General features: G+C 38.8%; 17 protein-coding genes. 6 read left to right on the top strand and 11 right to left on the bottom strand.

Translation table 11 applies throughout. The features are described 5' to 3' along the window. Window positions 1–31 precede the first annotated feature (31 nt). The 3 genes from lolD to BLS38_RS02865 form a co-directional block, all read right to left on the bottom strand. Window positions 32–727 (bottom strand): lipoprotein-releasing ABC transporter ATP-binding protein LolD, encoded by a 696-nt coding sequence (lolD, locus tag BLS38_RS02875; protein ID WP_092746836.1) that lies wholly within the window; start codon window positions 725–727, stop codon window positions 32–34. Next, complete coding sequence (locus tag BLS38_RS02870; protein WP_092746835.1) at window positions 720–1,955, bottom strand: lipoprotein-releasing ABC transporter permease subunit; 1,236 nt, start codon at window positions 1,953–1,955, stop codon at window positions 720–722. Before BLS38_RS02870 ends, lolD begins: the two co-directional genes overlap by 8 nt. A gap of 136 nt (window positions 1,956–2,091) precedes the next feature. Continuing rightward, entirely contained in the window at window positions 2,092–2,565 is a 474-nt protein-coding gene (locus tag BLS38_RS02865; protein WP_092746834.1) for a YaiI/YqxD family protein, read from the bottom strand. A 225-nt stretch (window positions 2,566–2,790) separates the two neighbouring features. Between BLS38_RS02865 and BLS38_RS02860 the strand changes: the two genes are divergently transcribed. Both BLS38_RS02860 and BLS38_RS12965 read left to right on the top strand, forming a co-directional pair. Continuing rightward, window positions 2,791–3,717: a hypothetical protein gene (locus tag BLS38_RS02860; RefSeq protein WP_092746833.1), complete on the top strand. Its 927-nt coding sequence runs from the start codon at window positions 2,791–2,793 to the stop codon at window positions 3,715–3,717. 44 nt (window positions 3,718–3,761) lie between these two features. Next, entirely contained in the window at window positions 3,762–3,905 is a 144-nt protein-coding gene (locus tag BLS38_RS12965; protein ID WP_171258520.1) for a hypothetical protein, read from the top strand. A 22-nt stretch (window positions 3,906–3,927) separates the two neighbouring features. Here BLS38_RS12965 and serC read toward each other — a convergent pair whose 3' ends face one another. The 3 genes from serC to mtgA all read right to left on the bottom strand — a co-directional run bounded on the left by serC (window position 3,928) and on the right by mtgA (window position 8,062). After that, window positions 3,928–5,007, bottom strand: coding sequence for a 3-phosphoserine/phosphohydroxythreonine transaminase (gene serC, locus BLS38_RS02855; RefSeq protein ID WP_092746832.1), 1,080 nt, complete (start codon window positions 5,005–5,007; stop codon window positions 3,928–3,930). 171 nt (window positions 5,008–5,178) lie between these two features. Beyond that, complete coding sequence (ppk1, locus tag BLS38_RS02850) at window positions 5,179–7,281, bottom strand: polyphosphate kinase 1 (RefSeq protein WP_092746831.1); 2,103 nt, start codon at window positions 7,279–7,281, stop codon at window positions 5,179–5,181. A gap of 106 nt (window positions 7,282–7,387) precedes the next feature. Continuing rightward, complete coding sequence (gene mtgA, locus BLS38_RS02845) at window positions 7,388–8,062, bottom strand: monofunctional biosynthetic peptidoglycan transglycosylase (protein WP_092746830.1); 675 nt, start codon at window positions 8,060–8,062, stop codon at window positions 7,388–7,390. A 74-nt stretch (window positions 8,063–8,136) separates the two neighbouring features. Here mtgA and BLS38_RS02840 point away from each other — a divergent pair, with 74 nt between their 5' ends. After that, on the top strand, window positions 8,137–8,940 hold the full coding sequence (locus BLS38_RS02840) for a rhomboid family intramembrane serine protease (RefSeq protein WP_092746829.1): 804 nt from the start codon (window positions 8,137–8,139) through the stop codon (window positions 8,938–8,940). An 88-nt stretch (window positions 8,941–9,028) separates the two neighbouring features. Here the strand turns inward: BLS38_RS02840 and BLS38_RS02835 are convergent, their stop codons facing one another. Together BLS38_RS02835 and BLS38_RS02830 are read right to left on the bottom strand one after the other, a co-directional pair. After that, window positions 9,029–11,494, bottom strand: a complete 2,466-nt coding sequence (locus BLS38_RS02835) for an ABC transporter permease (protein WP_092746828.1) — start codon at window positions 11,492–11,494, stop codon at window positions 9,029–9,031. Further along, complete coding sequence (locus BLS38_RS02830; RefSeq protein ID WP_092746827.1) at window positions 11,491–12,192, bottom strand: ABC transporter ATP-binding protein; 702 nt, start codon at window positions 12,190–12,192, stop codon at window positions 11,491–11,493. Before BLS38_RS02830 ends, BLS38_RS02835 begins: the two co-directional genes overlap by 4 nt. A gap of 39 nt (window positions 12,193–12,231) precedes the next feature. On the opposite strand from BLS38_RS02830, the gene BLS38_RS02825 reads away from it, so the two are divergent. Next, the gene (locus tag BLS38_RS02825) at window positions 12,232–12,867 is read left to right on the top strand and encodes an arylesterase (RefSeq protein ID WP_092746826.1); all 636 of its coding nucleotides are present in this window, start codon (window positions 12,232–12,234) and stop codon (window positions 12,865–12,867) included. A 30-nt stretch (window positions 12,868–12,897) separates the two neighbouring features. Here the strand turns inward: BLS38_RS02825 and BLS38_RS02820 are convergent, their stop codons facing one another. Continuing rightward, window positions 12,898–13,512 carry a carbonic anhydrase gene (locus tag BLS38_RS02820; RefSeq protein ID WP_092746825.1) on the bottom strand — a complete coding sequence of 205 codons (615 nt, stop codon included), beginning with the start codon at window positions 13,510–13,512 and terminating at the stop codon, window positions 12,898–12,900. 198 nt (window positions 13,513–13,710) lie between these two features. On the opposite strand from BLS38_RS02820, the gene BLS38_RS02815 reads away from it, so the two are divergent. Next, window positions 13,711–14,724, top strand: a complete 1,014-nt coding sequence (locus tag BLS38_RS02815; protein ID WP_092746824.1) for a hypothetical protein — start codon at window positions 13,711–13,713, stop codon at window positions 14,722–14,724. 39 nt (window positions 14,725–14,763) lie between these two features. Here BLS38_RS02815 and nfuA read toward each other — a convergent pair whose 3' ends face one another. After that, the gene (nfuA, locus tag BLS38_RS02810) at window positions 14,764–15,408 is read right to left on the bottom strand and encodes a Fe-S biogenesis protein NfuA (protein WP_092746823.1); all 645 of its coding nucleotides are present in this window, start codon (window positions 15,406–15,408) and stop codon (window positions 14,764–14,766) included. A gap of 149 nt (window positions 15,409–15,557) precedes the next feature. On the opposite strand from nfuA, the gene BLS38_RS02805 reads away from it, so the two are divergent. Continuing rightward, window positions 15,558–16,178 carry a rhomboid family intramembrane serine protease gene (locus BLS38_RS02805; RefSeq protein ID WP_092746969.1) on the top strand — a complete coding sequence of 207 codons (621 nt, stop codon included), beginning with the start codon at window positions 15,558–15,560 and terminating at the stop codon, window positions 16,176–16,178. Window positions 16,179–16,238: 60 nt separating this feature from the next. On the opposite strand, the gene purL is transcribed toward BLS38_RS02805, so the two are convergent. Further along, window positions 16,239–20,072 carry a phosphoribosylformylglycinamidine synthase gene (purL, locus tag BLS38_RS02800; RefSeq protein WP_092746822.1) on the bottom strand — a complete coding sequence of 1,278 codons (3,834 nt, stop codon included), beginning with the start codon at window positions 20,070–20,072 and terminating at the stop codon, window positions 16,239–16,241. Window positions 20,073–20,152: the final 80 nt, after the last annotated feature.

Below are 20,152 nucleotides of genomic sequence, written 5' to 3'. Positions count from 1 at the left end.
ACTCATACAACAGTTATCTATTTACATGCCTTTAAAGATGTGACTGAGTTTTAACCCAAAGACCATCTTCCATATGTAAAATACGATCTGCAGACTGTGCTAATGCTTCATCATGCGTCACAATCAACATGGCCATATTAAATTCACGGCGTAACTCATTAAGTAACTCAAAGATACCAGTCGCTGTTTTACGGTCTAAATTGCCTGTAGGCTCATCTGCTAGCATAACTTTAGGTTTAGTGACCAATGCTCGGGCTAATGCCACTCGCTGACGTTCTCCCCCTGACAACTCACCCGGCTTATGCGTTAAACGGTGTGATAAACCCACTCGCTCAAGTAAAAAATTTGCTTCAGTCTTTACTTGAGCAAAACTTGTACCCTGCCTAAGCATTAAAGGCATCGCTACATTTTCTAATGCAGTAAACTCAGGTAACAAATGGTGGAACTGGTATACAAAACCTAAATTCTGATTACGTAAATAACCACGTTGCGTTTCATTAAGTGCATCAAAACGAGAGCCATTGAGCTCCACTTCACCAGAGGTCGGTAAATCTAGACCGCCCAATACATGCAATAATGTACTTTTACCTGAACCACTTGCCCCGACAATCGCAACAAATTCGCCTGCATGGATCTGTAACGATAAATCTTTTAATACTTGAACGCTATTTTTGCCTTCATTAAATGTTTTAATGACATTTTTTGCTTCTAAAACCACACTACTCATAACGTAATGCCTCCGCAGGCTGTACTTTTGCTGCACGTACAGCAGGGTAAATTGTTGCCAAAAAACTTAATATAAATGAAACAGATACAATAAGCACTACATCTTGCCATTTCAAATATGAAGGTAGATAATTAATAAAATATGCATCAAATAAATGCCAACCCAAACGTGTATTTAAAAAGTCAACAATTTGACTGACACTAGTTGCCAAAATCACACCAATAATTGCACCCGCCAAAGTACCAACCACACCAATAATTGTGCCCTGTACCATAAAAATACGCGTAATGGTCGCAGGCGAAGCACCCAACGTACGTAAAATTGCAATATCTGATTTTTTATCAGTCACCACCATCACCAGTGAAGACACAATATTAAAAGCAGCAACTAAAACAATTAAAAATAGCAATAAGCTGACCATTGCCTTTTCCATTTGTATCGCACTAAACAGATTACCGTGCGTATATGTCCAATCAGAAGCATAAAAACCCACAGGCAATTCATGTAAAATATCTTGGCTCACTTGGGGTGCTAGAAATAAATTATCCAATTTCATACGAATACCTTGTGCACCATCAGGCAAGCGTAACAACGTAGATGCATCGTATAAATTGATATAGCCCATGCTAGAATCAACTTCTGCGCCAATACTAAAAATACCTACAATTTTAAATCGTTTAAAACGTGGCACAACACCCGCAGGTGACGGCGTTGCTTCAGGTAAAACTAAAGTAACACTATCATTTAGGCCCAAGCCCAATGCATCGGTCAGTTGCTTTCCAAGTACAATGCCAAAGTCACCTTTTTGTAATGCATCTATACTGCCTGCCACCATATGGTTTTGAATAATGGATACATTTTCCTCGTATTTAGGCTCAATACCAGACACCATAAGGCCCGACACTTGCCCCTGTGCAGTCAACATGCCTTGCAACTGTGTAAATGGCGCCACGCCTGTCACATGTTTATGCTTGGCAATATCTTCAGCAAGTTTTGGCCAATCGGTAATAATTTGCCCCGAAGACACAGTCGCTTGTGGCACCATACCTAACACACGTGTTTTTAGCTCACGGTCAAACCCATTCATCACAGATAGTACGGTGATTAGCACAGCAACACCTAGCGTTAAACCAATCATAGAAGCCAATGCAATAAACGAAATAAAATGATTACTGCGTCTAGCACGGGTATACCTTAGGCCGATATACAATGAAATAGGTTTAAACATAAGATTTTTATTCCAATTTTTATAACATGACAATGCAATTGTATTGTACGAGCGATAGTATATTGATTTCGCTTAAATTTAAACATGAAAACTAAGGCAAATGGTAAACAACTGTATAGCGCAAGTGACTAAAAAACTATATGGCTTTGACTTTACGTTTCTGACGCAAAATGGTTTGATCTAAGGCACTTGAAAACTCACGTTTGTCTTTTTCACTGAGCGGTTTAGGGCCACCTGTTTGTACCCCTGCACCACGTAAAGTGTCCATATAATCCCTTAAATGCAAACGTGCCTTAATATTAGCAATGGTATAAATTTCACCACGCGGATGAATAGCAACACCACCTTTTTCAATCACCTCTGAAGCCAAAGGAATATCTTGTGTAATCACAATATCATCTGCTGTCATTTGAGCCACAATTTCTTTGTCTGCTTGATCTGCACCACTCATCACTTGTAGTGATTTTATACGTACAGACGGGGTGATACCCAACGGCTGATTGGCGACAAAAATAACTTCAAGTTGATAGCGATCAGAAGCTCTAAAAATAATATCTCGGTATATTCTAGGCAATGCATCTGCATCAACCCACAATTTAAAATTCAGCACAGACAATCATCTTAAGTACAAATAAAAATCTATTGTAGCAAATAACACAATACTTCATGGCTTTGCTTTAATGTTTACCATGCCAATATCCACAAAATGCATAAAAAACCATCAAGCAATAGGGTAAATAAGCCAGTTTCACACAAATAATCACAAAATAGACTTGAAAAAGCCCCGTATCTACACGATAAAAGAGCATAGAATCAATGTATGAAGTCTTAAAATATGCAAAACAATAAACCAGAAATTATTGCCATCGAAGACCAGCACTTTGGTAGTCATGTCGAACACTGGAGTCTTCTTACTGAAAACCCAACTCAAACCATACCACAATGGCTAGGACAAGCACTCGACCAACCAGATATGCCAATGGGTTTATGTGAACAAGAGTCAGATATTGACCCTGCAAGCTGGCTCATTCTTGGCCCTAAAAAAAGCATGATTCAGTCTGCACAAGTCATTGCTGTAGAAAATAACCAACCTCGTGCAGTAAAAACAGCGTTCCCAACACTTTCTAGCCCCTACAAAACTACAGCAACCATTGACCGTATCATTTGCTCACGTTCAGGTTGTCAGGCTGTTTTATCTTTAAACATTAACAACTCTACACTTTATGCATTTGACAGCTTATACAGTGTGAATAAAAACCAATATCAAGCTCAGCAAAAGTATGCTGTTGCACTATCAGCATGGTCATATGCGCTAGAAGTTGTAGATGCACATGAACATATTGTGGTTGATGACCCTGCATCGATTAAACATCACAGAGCACTCAATGCCATTTTAGCGGCGAATGATGGTATTGCACCAGATAACTTACAAGCACAAATTGATGCTTGGCAACCTCAAAGCGAAGAAGATAAAGCACCGCTTAAAGTTGATTTTTCTAAAATGGTGGCCTATTTACATGGTGAAACTTTAGGTCAGGAAGATGAAGCATGGTTTCAAGGTCAAATTGTGGGTAAAAGCACCACAACCTTTAAAGAACAGACCTATACCCTATACGATGTAACCATATTGCTTGAAGATAATGCTGAAGCAACCCTTATTCGTGTTGCAACGCAAAATTTAAATGACCAAAACTACCAAATTGGGCAATATATTCGTGGTAACGTGTGGATTACGGCGAATATTTACTCTACAATAAAGTAAAAATCATGAACATATAATAAATATTGTATGATTGGAACTGCTGAATGAAAATGATGCCCGAACAAATGACAACAATCACAGAACAGCAAACCCCAACAAAACTCAAAATCGATGCTGGGGCGATTTGCTTTTTTTTACTGGGTATATTTATTGCTGCCTTTGCATTACACCACATTTTTATTGTTTAAAATGTGGTGTAACAAAAGACAGTTAACGATGTGCCTGAGCAAATTTTTCCATAAATTGCACCAATGCCTCTACCGCTTCTAAAGGTACAGCGTTGTAAATACTTGCGCGCATACCACCCACTGAACGATGCCCTGCTAAATTTAACAGATGGTGTTCTTCAGCTTGTTGTAAAAATAACTGATCTAGGCTGTCATTAACTAATGTAAATGGTACATTCATTAGTGAGCGGTTGTCTTTAACAATTGGGTTATCATAAAAGTCACTTTGATCGATATAGTCATACAACCGTTTTGCTTTCGCTAAGTTTTTTTCATGAATAGCTTTTACTCCACCTTGCTCTAATAACCACTCAAATACTAAGCCTGCTAAATACCAAGAATATGTCGCAGGCGTATTGAGCATTGACTGGTTATGTGCTTGATTAGCATATTTAAGCAAAGATGGAATTTCAGGCTTGGCTTGATCCAGCAAGTCATCACGTACAATCACTATCGTTAACCCTGCTGGGCCAATATTTTTTTGTGCGCCCGCATAAATTAAACCAAATTGAGATATATCAATCGGTGCAGATAAAATACTTGATGATAAATCTGCAACTAACGGGGCTTTGGTTTTTGGAATATCTTTAAACTGTACACCACCAATAGTTTCATTTTCACAATAATGCACATAGCTGGCATCTTCTGAAAAATTCCAAGACTGGCTTTGCGCAATCCCAGTTTTTCCATTGACGTTAACAGTGGCATCAATCACATTGACCTCACCATAACGTTTCGCTTCTTTAATTGCTTTATCTGACCAAATACCTGTTTTTATATAATCTGCTTTAGCATTTTTACCAAAAAAGTTTAAAGGAATCGCAGAGAATTGTAATGTTGCGCCGCCTTGTAAGAACAATACTTTGTAATTAGAAGGAATATTTAATAATTGACGTAAATTTGCCTCTGCTTTTTCAGCAACAGCCACATACTCTTGACTACGGTGGCTCATTTCCATAATGGAAACACCTGTGCCTTGCCAGTCTAAAAGTTCACGTTGTGCTTTTTCTAATACAGCAGTCGGCAGTGCAGCAGGACCTGCACAGAAATTATACGCGCGCATGATATTTCCTTTAACCTAAATATAAATGAGAAAACGACAACATGCATTTAATCATAGAATAAAAAAACGTGCAGTAATTAAAATACATAAATAACAGTGAACTAGGGTTTAGTTATAGATATGAATGAAATAAAAACAACGCCTTATTTCACCCCCCTACAACTGCATATATTAACGATAATATTCAAGTAATGTTTCTTGAGAATTATGAATGACCTCTCCATCTTTTGGTTTTATACGCACCCAAGAACCATCGCTGTTTAATGCCCAAGCACGCTGATTATCTTTTAAGTAATTAATAAATCCTTGCTGATAAATCACTTTACGAAGTGCAGGGTCTTCAATTGGAAAACATGCTTCAACACGGTTAAATAAGTTACGGTTCATCCAATCTGCACTTGAACAGTAAATTCGTGACTGCCCTGCATTGCTAAAATAAAACACACGTGTATGCTCTAAAAAGCGCCCAACAATAGAACGTACTTTAATATTGTCAGATAAACCGGGTAAGCCAGGACGCAAACAACAAATTGAACGAATAATCAGATCAATTTTCACACCCGCGGTAGAAGCTTCATATAACTTATTAATCAATTGGACTTCTGTGAGCGCATTAACTTTAATAATAATATGCGCCTCTTTACCTGCTTTAGCATGGGAAATTTCATCATCTATACATGCAAGTAAATGACTATGTAAAGTAAATGGTGCATGGTAAAGCTTTTTCAGCTTAGCCATTTTACCCATACCCGTAAGCTCTTGAAAGATACGGTGTACATCTTCACATAGCTCTTTACCAGTAGTCAGTAAGCCATAGTCTGTATAAATACGGGCATTACCTGCATGGTAATTTCCTGTACCTAAATGTGCATAACGTACTAATTTATTATTTTCACGGCGCACGACTAAAATCATTTTGGCATGTGTTTTATAACCCACAATGCCGTATACAACGACTGCCCCAGCTTCTTGCAACACATTTGCCACTTCAATATTTGATTCTTCATCAAAACGTGCACGTAATTCAATCACAGCAGTGACTTCTTTGCCATTGCGAGCAGCTTCAGCAAGGACTTGCACGATCTCTGAATCTGGACCGCTACGATATAAGGTTTGTTTAATTGCCAGTACTTTGGGGTCTCTTGCCGACTCACGCAGTAAAGTAATTACAGGTGCAAAAGATTCAAACGGATGGTGTAGCAAAATATCTTGCTTCTTCATTGCAGCAAAAATACTTTCTGATTTTTTCAATACTTTTGGAATGGCTGGTGTAAAAGAGTCATATTTTAAATGTGGACGTTTAAAACTAGAAACCAAGCGTGCCAAATTGACTGGTCCATCAACTTTGTACATTTGCTCTGCTGATAATTCAAACTCATTTAATAAGTATTCATAAATGTGCTTCGGACATCCTTGTGTGACTTCTAAACGTACTGCACGGCCAAAACGTCTTGAGCTCAACTCACCTTTCAGCGCAATAGCAAGGTCTTCAACATCTTCATTGAGCTCTAAATCTGCATTACGTGTGACTCTAAATTGATAAGAGCCTGTGGCTGTCATGCCAGGAAATAAATCAGAGACATGTTCATGAATAATTGCTGAGAGCATAACATGATGCTCTTTCCCATCGGTTAATTCATCAGGTAACCGTACCACTCGTGGTAATGAACGCGGTGCAGGAACAACTGCCAAGTCGATTTGTCGGCCAAATGCATCCTTACCATCTAAAGTCACAACAAAGTTTAAGCTTTTATTCACTAAGCGAGGAAAAGGGTGTGCAGGGTCTAGACTAATTGGTGTCAGTACAGGTGCAACTTGTTCTTGAAAATATTTTTTAATCCAAACAGACTGCGCAGGCGTAAGTTCACCACGGCGTAAAAAACAGATGTCTTCATCTGCTAATTTGGGCAATATTTCTTGGTTTAATATACGATACTGACGTTCAACTGCTTCACGGGCTGTTTTAGAAATTTGCTCTAAGACTTGCTTTGGTGTTAAGCCATCAGGCGTATGGCTTTCATTACCTAAAGTAAGCTCTTCCATTACCCCTGCAACACGAATCTCAAAAAATTCATCTAAATTACGAGAAAAAATGAGTAAGAAGTTTAATCGCTCTAGTAATGGGTGTGATGGATCGACTGCTTGCTCTAAAACACGTAAATGAAAGTCTAAAATAGACAATTCACGATTAATATAACGTGCATTGTATGCATAATCCGGTGCAATCGAATTAATTTGCTGACCAGTGGTTAATACATGTTCTTCAGTACTCATACAGCCTTCCATCTTAAGCCTTTTCTAATTTATCCCACATTATGAAGGATATTTATGGCAATTTGATAAAATAATGCTTAAAACACACTCAAACTCTATCTTTATTTTATGGGATTTGACTTGAGTTCATATATTTTGCAATAAATCGCTGTCTAAACAAAAATTTAGCATCATTTTTATGGGTTTGATAATACTTAGGGTTTGGCAATAATGCAGCTAAAAACATGGCTTGTCGTTGGTTTAAATGCCGACTACTACAATTAAAATAATGTCTCGATGCAGCTTCAATACCATAAATTCCTTGGCCGAATTCTACCGAATTTAAATAGACTTCTAAAATTCGCTGTTTAGACCAGATTTGTTCCATAAATACCGTAACAATCGCTTCTTGTGTTTTACGGATATAACTACGCTGATTATATAAAAATAAATTTTTTGCCAATTGTTGTGTAATAGTTGACCCCCCTGCGACAACTTCACCATTTTTTTCATTTTTGGCCAGTGCAGTTTGTACACCATTCCAATCAAAACCATGATGCTGGGTAAACTTACCATCTTCTGCAGCAATCACTGCTTTTTTAATCGCTGAGCCCATACGATCATAACTAATCCACTGATGTTGAATCTCTAAATCATCATTTTGGAACATTGCAATACGCATAAACATTGTTTTTTCTACAGGATGGCTCTTCCACCAATATAAGCTAGAGATAATCCATATTTGCACCAACAATAGTAAAGCCAATACGATAAAAATCAAACGTGCAAATATCACTCTCATTAATCCAACTTTCTCCTCTGGCCTGCTTCTGCTAAGCTGATGATATTCCATATGTGCAAAACACAGTACTAAAAATGCAACAACCTTTATTTTACCGTAGCAAACTTAATATTCATTTATGGTGGCTTAGCGCTGTAGTTATTATTATCAATATATTGCTTTACTTATACCAAATAAGCCATGGTGTAGATAGTGCAGATCCCAAGTTAACCGATGCAATAAAATGGGGAGCAGACTATGCACCGCTCACTTTACTTCTGCAACCAGAAAGACTATTTACTGCCATGTTTTTTCATTTTGGCTTTATACATTTGGCCTTAAATATGTGGGCACTCTATATTTTTGGACAAGTAGTTGAACAGATTTATGGCCGTATATATTTCTGCATTATTTATATTTTCTCTGGTATTTTCGGCAATCTACTAACTGACGTGATCAGTATTTATAACAGTCAAATTGCAATGAATACACACCACTTTTCCAATGAACTTTTACCGCATGTGAGCGCAGGGGCTTCTGGCGCAGTTATGGGTTTAGGAGGTGCACTTACTGTATTGGCATATTTACCATCACATGCATCTTACCCCTTTATATTAAGCAAAAAATCTTTAATGATAGTCATGCTACTCAATCTAGCAATTGGCATTTTCACCCCTAATATTAACAATATTGCGCACCTCAGTGGTTTTGCCATGGGTGCACTACTAACTCTCATATGGTACATAACAAAACAAAAATTCAATCTAGTGATGGCCAAAATCTGTGGCTTAGTTTTTGCTTTAGGGATGTGTCTAAGTTTATATGTTTACTGCATATATTATAGCAAAACTGTACTCGAACTTTGGCAAGCTTTACTTTCTGCCAATGCATTTACTTAAGCCAACATACACCATATTTTATTTTGAACATCGAAATCTTAGGCAATTTAAAAGCATGGCTGTTTACATACAACCATGCTCTACGTGACTAATCTAAATGCCTTAAACTTTGCAATGGTGCTATTTCAGATAAATAGTTTAATCGATAACGCCCTATCACAGCACATAATAGTGTCATGGCTATAGGTAAAATTAACCATAGCTCTAAATGTAATTGTGGACTTAAACCAATTTGGCGACTGGCAATAAAACCTATTAGCTCAGCAAACAAACAGGCTGTAATACCCGAAGCCAAACCAATAAAAGCAAATTCAAGTGTCATCATATGGCGAATATTGGCTTTGGTACTCCCAAAAGCTCGCCACAAAGCGACTTCTCGTTTACGTTCTTCAATTAAAATATTAATACAGGCCATTAATACCAAAAATCCAGACAAGGCCACCAATAACGCTAGCACCGTCATAATTTTCACCATGACTCCCATTAACTGCTTCACTTGTTCTAAGATCAAACTAATATCAATAAAGACTGTCGTACTGTAGTGCTGAATGAGGGGTAATAATTGTGATTTATCTGCTTCGGGTACAAAGAAACTGCCTAAATAGCTACCTGCATTACTATCGAAACTGTTTGGTGAAAATACAAAATAAAAGTTGGGGCTAAAACTTTGCCATTGTACCGAACGTATATTAATCACTTTCGCCTGAACATGGCCTTCTGGCAAACTAAATGTGAGCTCATCACCTATTTTAATATCGAGTTTCTTCGCAACGTCTTGCTCTACAGACACTTCTTGAGCATGTTTAAATGCACTTTCCCCCTGAATAATTTTATTGTCGGTCGGATATTGTGGTGCTTGCGTTAAATTGAGCTCTCGTTGCAAACTTTCATTACGGCGTGTATCTGCCTCAGAAAATGCTTGGCCATTTTTAGCAATGAGTCGACCTCGAATGTTTGGATACAAAGCCGTATGTGCCCAACTTTTGCTTTGTAGCTCTTGCATAAAATCAGGCTGATCGGTCGGAGGTAGCCCATATACAAATTGATTTGGTGTATTGGCTGGTAATTCAGCCTGCCAACGTGACAATACATCAGAGCGCAATACAATTAAAATAGCAATTAAACTTAACCCTAAAGACAATGCTGTGACTTGTAAAGCACTGTACTGCGGTGTTCTGACGTAAGTCGACCACGTATTTTTAAGTTTTTTAATGCCTTTAAATACCAGCCATAACATGCCATACATTACAACTGCAAGCGAACCAATTCCGACTAATACTTGTAAAGTAAGCACAAGACTTTGCGTTAAAACAACCCCTAAAATAGCAAGGCTTAAAAAACCTGTTACTACGGTAATTACAGTGTATCTATTTAAAGAAGGTAAAGCACGCAATACACGTATTGGGGGCGTTGTTAGAAGCTGATAAACTTTAGGAAATACAAACCCAATCAGTACTAAACCACTGGTTAAAAATGCAATAGGAACTGCTTCGAGTAATACACTCCCCCATGCAATATCTAGATTGACTTGTGGAATAAACTGCAACATAAGCTGTAATAATCCATACCCCAAACCAATGCCTAATACACTACCAATACATGCGGAACCCAACATCACCAGTGCCATTAAGGTAAAAAAAGCCACGATTAGATTTTTTTTACTTGCCCCTAAACAACGCATTAACGCAATATAATCTTGATTTTGCTGTACATAGCGCTGTGCGCTTAATGCAATTGCTAAGCCACAAAGCAACACTGTTAATAAGTTACTCAATTGTAGGAATTTTTCTAAGTTTTCAATCGGCTTAAGTAAGCGTGTATTACTGTTTTTAGCATCTTTGAGTTTTACGACCCCAACCTCATCTGTCGTGCCTGAAGTGGTTTGCTTTTGCTGTGTATCAAACCATTGTTGGTAACGTGCTAAAGGTGCATTTTGCGCAGATGTTAAAAGTAAGCGGTAATCAATTCGACTGCCTGGTTGAATCGCTTGCGTTTGAGCAATATCGTCTTGATTGATTAAAACTAAGGGTGAAAATGCACTAAAACCAGTTTCTTGATTACTGTCTTTTTCAATCAATGCAGTAAAGTGTAATTTTGCATCTGCAATATTGACCATATCACCAAGTTTGACAGCTAATAAATCTTTCGCTCTCGGGCTCAGCCAAACTTCACCTTTAGGTACACTCTTGTGTGGTGAAGGATTGACGACCAACTCACCTCGTAGTGGAAAATTAGGTTGTATAGCTTTGACCAATACCATAACAAACTGCTGGTCAGTACTGGCCATTGTACTAAACACAGTGACTTCTGATTGAGTTAAACCCTCTGCTTGGGCTTGCGCACTGTATTTTTTATCGAGTGGCTGATTACTGTTTAACACCACATCTGCAGCCAACAAATCTGCGGCTTGTAAATTAATCGCTCGTTTAATTTGGTCACTGGCCAAATTTAATGCTGTTGTTGCACAAATGGCTAAACTCAATGCCATCATGAGTAACCAACTGCTTTGACTCCGAAAACTTTGTTGCAATAACGGTTTAATCAAATGATTCATTCAGCCACCTCGCTTTGAAAGGGCTTGAGCTCCCCTTCATGCAAGACATAATGCTTTTGACAACGCTTTGCTAATTCTAAATGATGCGTCACCAAAACTAATGTTACGCCCAGATCTTTATTTAAATCAAACAGCAACTTTTCAATGTCTTGAGCAGTATGTTCGTCTAAATTACCTGTAGGCTCATCGGCAAAAATAATTTTAGGTGATGTAATTAACGCACGTGCAATTGCAACCCGTTGTTGTTCCCCACCCGAAAGTACTTTAGGCGTTTGGTCTTTTTGTTTTAATAAACCTACTTTCGCTAATAACTCGACTGCTTTCACTTCAGCATCTAAATAATTGAACGCTGCACTTAAACGCAGTGGCAACATGACATTTTCAAGTGCAGTCAAATGGGGTAACAACTGAAATGATTGAAATACAAACCCTATGTTTTGCTGTCTTAAATGCGCTCGCTGTTCCTCATTTAGATTATGTGCAGCTTTACTAGCAATCCATAGTTCACCTTCACTGGCTTGGTCTAGCGTAGCCAAAATACCAAGTAAAGTCGATTTCCCCGAACCTGAGCGGCCTGTAATAGCCACTTGCTCACCTTGTAAAATATCTACATTCAGTGAACGTAGCAATGTAACATCTTGATGATCTCGCTTAATTTTATGTGAGAGATGCTTCGCTGAAATGATAACTTGTGCCATGATTTACCCATTAACTGACTTTAGAAGGACGACCTACACATGCTGAAGGCAAAACACTATATTAAACAAATCGGTGCGATCAGTTTCATCAGTTTTGTTGTTTTATTGCCATTACAGCAGGCGATTGCTGCTAAAATTTTAGTACTTGGAGACAGTCTAAGTGCTGGCTATGGCATTGATGTCAATAAAGGTTGGGTGAAACTACTCCAGCAAAATCTTGACCAACATGCGCCCAAAAAGCATCAAGTGATTAATGCCAGTGTAAGTGGTGAAACGACTTCAGGAGCTTTAGCTCGACTGCCTAAACTTTTACAACAATATAAACCCGATGTGATGCTACTTGAGCTCGGTGGTAATGATGGTTTAAGAGGTCAACCACCGCTAAGTATTCAGCGTAACTTAGAAAAAATGACACAAATGGCACAACAAAACGGTAGTAAAGTGGTATTATTTGGTATGAAAATTCCACCTAATTATGGTGGGACGTACACGAAAGCCTTTGAGCAAAATTATACTGTAATTAGTCAAAAGTATAAATTAGCATTGGTTCCTTTCTTTTTAGAAGGCGTTGCTGGAAATAATCAGCTCATGCAAGCCGATCTGATTCATCCAAATGAAAAAGCTCAAAAAATACTACTCAACAATGCTCTACCGCAGATTAAAAGCGCTTTATAAAAGCGCCTTTAATCCTGTAAGTACATTAACTTAGAAGTCGAAAAATTCAACTTTACCTGTTTCAAGTGAATACTCAGCACCCACGACTTTTAACTTTCCTTGCTCAATTAAGTGCTCTAATACTGCAGAGCCATGACGTAATTGATTTACAGATGCAAATACGTTCGAACGGATTGCATGCTCACAAAGCTTATTCAAATCATCTTTAAGTTCAGTTTGCATTAAAATTTCAACAGATGGACGTACACGACTTACAATAGACATCAGATTATTTGATGTACCATGGTTAGGATTACGCAAAGTTTCAATGGTTGCTTTCACTGCACCACAGTGGCTATGACCTAAAACCACCACGACAGCACAGTCATAACTTGCTGCTGCAAACTCAACACTACCTACTTGTGAAGGTGCGACAATATTGCCCGCAACACGGATGACAAACAAGTCACCTAAACCTTGGTCAAAAACAATTTCAGCAGGTACACGTGAATCAGAACAGCCCAATACAATTGCAAATGGATTTTGATCTGCGGTCAGTAATGAGCGTTGTTCTTGTGAAATAAGATGAGGAATCGATGATTCACCATTAACAAAGCGTTGATTTCCCTGTTTTAAACGGTCTAAAGCTTCTTGTGAAGTCAACATAATCCGATCCTATGAAATATAATTTGTAGTCAGTATTTTATGATTCAAAACATCACTTGTCATTAACAAAAATGATCTTGCGCTGTGAAAGAAAAAATAAAGTATATCTTGTTCTATGCTAGCCAAGTATACACATCACATGTATAGCAAAAATCAGGCTATAATTTTGTTAAAATTTATTCTAAGATCAAAGCCGAAATGACAGATTCTGTAGAAACTCATCCGTTGATTGAACAGTTAATTCAACAACATATTGCCTTTATAGAACAACAGTTCTTAGACACCAAACAACTGCAACAAGAAATCACTGCACTGTGCCAATGGCTCACACGTCAATCCTTAAAAGACATTATTACTCTTGAACAGTTGCACATGGCTTTGCGTAATGTATTCATCGATAAAGAAATACCACAAAGTACACTTATACAAGGTTCAATTTACTTACACCAAGCACTCCTTCATCCAATCAACCAAAATACAACTATTGCAGAGATAATTAACCCGCTACACCTCGATGCTTTAGCGCAATACACTGCAAGTAAAAGCACACAACGTAAGTATTTAATCGAAAAAATCACCAAACACCCTGCATTTGCAACCATGGCTAGCCAATTGCTACAACAAGTTTTAAACGATTATTTTCAAAATCATTTAAGTGATACAAGTAGCCATGTTGGTCGTTTTATGAAAATCGGGAAATCTGTACTAGAAAATGTAACCGATCTCAACTTAGCACAAGCGATACAGCAGTACTTAGAAAAAAATGTCTCTAAAATGGGCACACTGGCTGAAAAAATGCTCAATCAGCACTTAAACGACGAAAAAGTATATCAACTCCATGTACAGCTATGGCATGAGCTCAAAAATACGCCTTTGTCTCATATACAACACTATATTGACCCCAATGATCTACCACAGACCATCCCTCTATTACACCAATTTTGGGATCATTTTAGATATAGTGAGTTTTTTGAACAGCAACTACAGCACGCTCTTGAAGCTTGGTATACACACCATCAAAATCAAAGTGTTTTAAATTTACTCCAAGCGATTGGTACATCGGAGCATCAGCTCAATACACAATTACACGGCCCTGCTGAACAAATCATAAAACAGTTTATTGCTGATGGTGGGCTCAAAAAACACTTACAACCACAATTAAAGGCCTTTTATTATGCACCGAGTACGCTGAGTTTACTCAAGCAAATATAAAAAAAGCGTGCTCTAAAAGCACGCTTTTTCAACCTTAGCTTACTTGTAGTAAGCACCTTCAGCTTGGCTATGGTCGGTTTCATCAACCACTCGTTGTAATTCAGGAATAAATTCTTTCAATGTGGTTTCTACACCTTGCTTTAAAGTGACATCAATTGCAGAACAGCCCTGACACCCGCCTCCAAATTTGAGCACTGCAGTAAGACCATGCTGTTCATCTTCAGTAACTGTCACCAAACTACAATTTCCGCCATGGCTTTCTAGCCCTGGGTTAATTTCAGATTGTAATACATAGGTAATACGTTCTTCCATAGATGCATCTGCACCTACGCGAGGCACTTTAGAGTTTGGTGCTCTAAATGTAAGCTGACCACCAAAGCGGTCTTTGTTGTAATCAATGACGGCATCTTTCAAATAAGGAATCGATGGTGCATCAATATATGCAGGGAAATTAGCATAATCTTGCTGGTAATCCGATGTGATCACTTCATCCGGTGCGCTATATGCCATACAACACTCAGCACGAGGTGTTCCTGCATGTTCAACAAATACTCTTACACCAATGCCTGGTGTATCTTGTTTTGCCAACAACCCACCTAAATACTCTTGTGCTGATGGTGTAATGAGTAAATTAGGGATTTCTTGAGTTTCTGCATCGGCAGTGCTGACATTTTGTGTAGACATATCCATTTTCCTCAACATCAATACGCTATCTTAACTTAAATCGTGTTCAATAGATAAAATTCAAGCTATCATTTTTTGTGTTTTATATGTTTTTCCATCAAGATCATTTTGTGTCATTATAAACATCCATTAAAATCATGAATTATATTATGCTAAATTTACCTTTTAATCATAGTATTACTATCATCATTATTACTGTGGTGATTTCATTGATTGCTTTTTCTAACCAAAAAGCCATGAATCGACTTATTTTTTGGCCTCCTGCCATACAAAAAGGGCAATTTGACCGCTTCATTACACATGGTTTTGTACATGCAGATGGTATGCACCTTTTATTTAATATGATTACCCTATTCTTTTTTGGCAGTGTGATTGAGAGTTTTTACCGCCAGTACTTATTTAATATGGGATTTGTATTGTTTTATATGGGTGCATTGGTTATTGCAATTTTACCAAGCTATTTAAAACATAAAAATGATTTTCAGTGGGCATCTCTTGGTGCGTCAGGTGCAGTATCTGCAGTATTATTTTCTTATATTTTATTTAAGCCATGGAGCTTAATTTTTGTCTTTTTTGTACCTGTACCCGCCATTATTTTTGCACTACTGTATGCAGGATACAGCATTTGGGCAGGTAAAAAAAATCAGAGTAATACTAATCATAGTGCGCATCTATGGGGTGCTGCTTACGGTGTTGTTGTCACTATCTTAGTTGAACCACAAATTTTGCCACATTTCTTAACACAACTGACCCAAATTCCATTCTTTTAAACAAAAATACATGCAATAAAAAAGCACGTTTTAACGTGCTTTTTTATTCTTACATCATTATTAATTTACAAATTTACGTGCATTACGGAACATACGCAACCATGCACCGTCATTGTCCCAAGACTCTGGTGACCAAGAGTGTTGAATGGCACGGAAGTTACGTTCTGGGTGTGGCATCATAATCGTAGCACGACCATCTTCAGACGTTACCCCTGCAATCGCTTGCGGTGAACCGTTCGGATTCATTGGATAGTGCTGTGTTGCCTGCCCATGACTGTCTACATAACGTAAAATCACTTGGCTATTGCTGTTTAACTGTGCCAAATGGTCATCCGTTGTCACGACACGCCCTTCACCATGCGCTACAGCAATCGGTAAAATTGAACCTTGCATGTCTTGTAGCAATACAGATGTTGACTTTTCAATCGCAACGTTAATGCTACGTGCTTCAAACACTTCACTGGTATTGCGATGGAAACGTGGCCATGCTTCAGCACCAGGAATAAGCGGTGCAAGTTGTGACAGCATTTGACAGCCGTTACAAATACCTAAGCTAAAGGTTTCTTTACGAGTAAAGAATCGCTCAAATTGGTCACGTAATTTTTCGTTAAATAATACAGATTTGGCCCAACCACCACCTGCACCAAGAACATCACCATACGAGAAACCACCACATGCCACTAAACCTTCAAAATCTTCTAGGCTTACTCGACCTGCCAGTAAATCACTCATGTGAACATCAATGCTATTGAAACCGACTTTATCAAAAGCAGCGGCCATTTCAATATGACCATTCACACCTTGCTCACGCAAGATCGCCATGTTTGGACGACGTAAGTTTAAGTAGGGTGCTTCAACCGCTTCATTCAGATCAAATGTAGGTTCAGCAATTAAACCTTTATGTGCTGCATCTGCAATTAATGCATACTCTTGATCTGCCGTTTCTGAGTTGTCACGTAAGCGTTGAATTTGGTGAGACACTTCTGACCATGCGTGTTGTAATTCAGTACGTGTTAGGGTTAAATCATTTACAACCAATTGATCGGTATTGTTGACTGTACCCACAACAGATACTGCATCTTTCAAAATGCTATCTGCAAGTTCGCTACTTAAGACTTTCCAGTCTGCTTGAATCAATTGCACCACAGCACCAATTTCTTCAGCAAATAAGCTATCAATGCTTTGTTGTTCTAACTTCACACCAAGGCGTGAAGCAAATATCATTTCACTGACTGTTGCCAATAAACCACCATCACCAATATCATGATAAGCATGTATTAGACCACGTTGGTTCCAATCTTGAATTAAGGCAAAGAATGCTTTTACATCGTCAAAGCTGTCTACATCTGGTGTAGTTGTACCGAGCGCTTTATACACTTGAGCCAAAATAGACGCACCAATACGATGCTGACCTTTAGATAGGTCTATACGTACCAACACACTATCTTCAAGTGCTTTTAACTCAGGCGTAAGGGTTCTACGTACGTCAGATACAGGGGCAAATGCTGTAATCACTAAAGACATTGGAGAGGTGACAGACTTATCCACACCTTCATCTTGCCAAGTGGTACGCATAGACAATGAGTCTTTACCTACAGGAATGGCAATACCTAACGCAGGGCAAATTTCCATACCAATAGTTTTTACTGCTTCAAACAATGCTTGGTCTTCACCTGCTTGACCTGCAGCTGCCATCCAGTTGGCTGAAAGCTTCACATCGCTCAATTTTGCAACGTCTGCAGATGCAATATTGGTCAGCGCTTCTGCCACTGCCAAACGTGCTGATGCCGCAGGGTTTAGCAAAGCAACAGGTGGACGCTCGCCCAAGGCCATTGCTTCACCGACATAGCCTTGAAGGCTTGTAGTCGTCACTGCTGCGTCTGCAACAGGTACTTGCCAACGACCGACCATTTGATCTCTTGCCACCATACCCGTAATTGAACGGTCACCTATGGTAATTAAGAATGACTTAGATGCCACTGTTGGATTTTTTAATACACGGAAAATGGCATCTTTTAGATCAATTTTTGTGGTATCAAATGCTGTACCTTGACGTGGCATGCTGTCATATGAGCGTTGCATACGTGGCGTACCACCTAGCAATACTTGCATTGGCATATCTACTGCATTATTTTCAAATAATGGATCTTCTACCGTTAAGTGACGTGCTTCAGTCGCCTCACCCAATACCGCAAATGGGCAGCGTTCACGCTCACAGATCGCTTCAAATTGAGCCAAACTTTCTGGATGAATGGCCAATACATAACGCTCTTGTGCTTCATTTGACCAAATTTCCATCGGAGACATACCCGGCTCTAGCGATGGAATTTTACGTAAGTTGAGTACCGCACCCAACTCATGATCATTGACCAATTCAGGCATGGCATTAGACACACCACCTGCACCGACATCATGTACCGATACAATCGGGTTTTCATTTTCTAAACGCCAGCATGTATCAATAACTTCTTGGCAACGGCGTTCCATTTCTGGATTCTCTCGTTGTACTGATGCAAAGTCTAAACTTTCACCCATTGTACCGCTATCTACAGATGAAGCCGCACCACCACCCAAGCCAATTAACATGGCAGGACCACCCAGCACAATCAGTAAATCACCGGGTTGAATTGGATCTTTTTCAACATGATCAGGACGAATATTACCGTAACCACCTGCAAGCATAATTGGCTTATGAAAGCCTTTCATTTCACCATGCACTTCTTGTTCAAAGGTACGGAAATAACCGTTTAGGTTCGGACGACCGAATTCATTATTAAACGCAGCACCACCCAGTGGGCCTTCAATCATAATTTGTAGTGGTGATGCCATACGTGACGGCTTACCATACTTCACTTCCCACGGTTGTTCAAAACCAGGAATATTCAAGTTAGATACTGTAAAACCGGTTAAACCTGCTTTGGGCTTACCACCACGACCCGTTGCACCTTCATCTCGAATTTCACCACCCGAACCTGTCGCAGCACCTGCAAATGGTGAAATAGCCGTTGGGTGATTGTGTGTTTCCACTTTCATTAAAATATGAGCAGCTTGGCTTTTATATTTGTAAGTATAATGGCCTTGTTCATTTTGTTTTGGATAAAAACGAACCGTGTCATGCCCAACCATGACTGATGCATTGTCTTTATATGCAGACAGGACATTATCTGGCGATTCTTTATAGGTGTTTTTAATCATTTTGAACAAGGATAATGGTTGCTTTTCACCATCAATCGTCCATTCAGCATTAAAAATTTTATGACGACAATGCTCAGAGTTCGCTTGAGCAAACATCATGAGTTCGATGTCATTGGGGTTACGTTGTAGCTTTGTGAACGCTTCAACCAAGTAGTCAATTTCTTCATCTGATAATGCAAAACCAAAACTTTGGTTTGCTTCCACCAAGGCCGATTTTCCTTGGTTTAAAATATCGATCGTATTCAGTGGTTTTGGCTGGGTTTCAGTAAAAAGTGCTTGCGCATCGGCAATTTGATCGAAAACATTTTCTGTCATACGGTCATGTAGAGCAAGTTTAAGTGCCTGACTGACCGATGAAACACCTTTAAGTGTATACAACACACCACGCTCTATACGATGAATTGGTGTATTACAGTTTTTAAAAATATCGGTAGCTTTTGAAGCCCATGGTGAAATAGTACCCACCCGAGGTGTAACAAGAACTTGAACTTCACCATTTGCAGGTTGTGATAGCGTAAAACTCACGCCATCATTGAGCAAATGTTCTGCTGCATTAAGTTCCTGCTCGTTGAGCGATTGATCGAACAGATAAACCCACTGGCTTTCTATAGATTGAACGGTACTAAAAGACGATAAACGTGATAATAGCTGCGTTTTTTTGAAAGTAGAATGTGCTTGTGCACCGGCCACGATAAACATGTTGATTTTGGCTCCACGGGTAAGTCTTCGCACCTTACCGCAATGTGACTTAGAGAGAGCGTTATCATACTGCTTATTCA

It is taken from the genome of Acinetobacter boissieri, from assembly GCF_900096955.1.
In the GTDB taxonomy this organism is placed as follows: Bacteria; Pseudomonadota; Gammaproteobacteria; order Pseudomonadales; family Moraxellaceae; genus Acinetobacter; species Acinetobacter boissieri.
The sequence above is the reverse complement of the archived record's forward strand: the minus strand, read 5'-3'. Positions and strand labels throughout refer to the sequence as shown.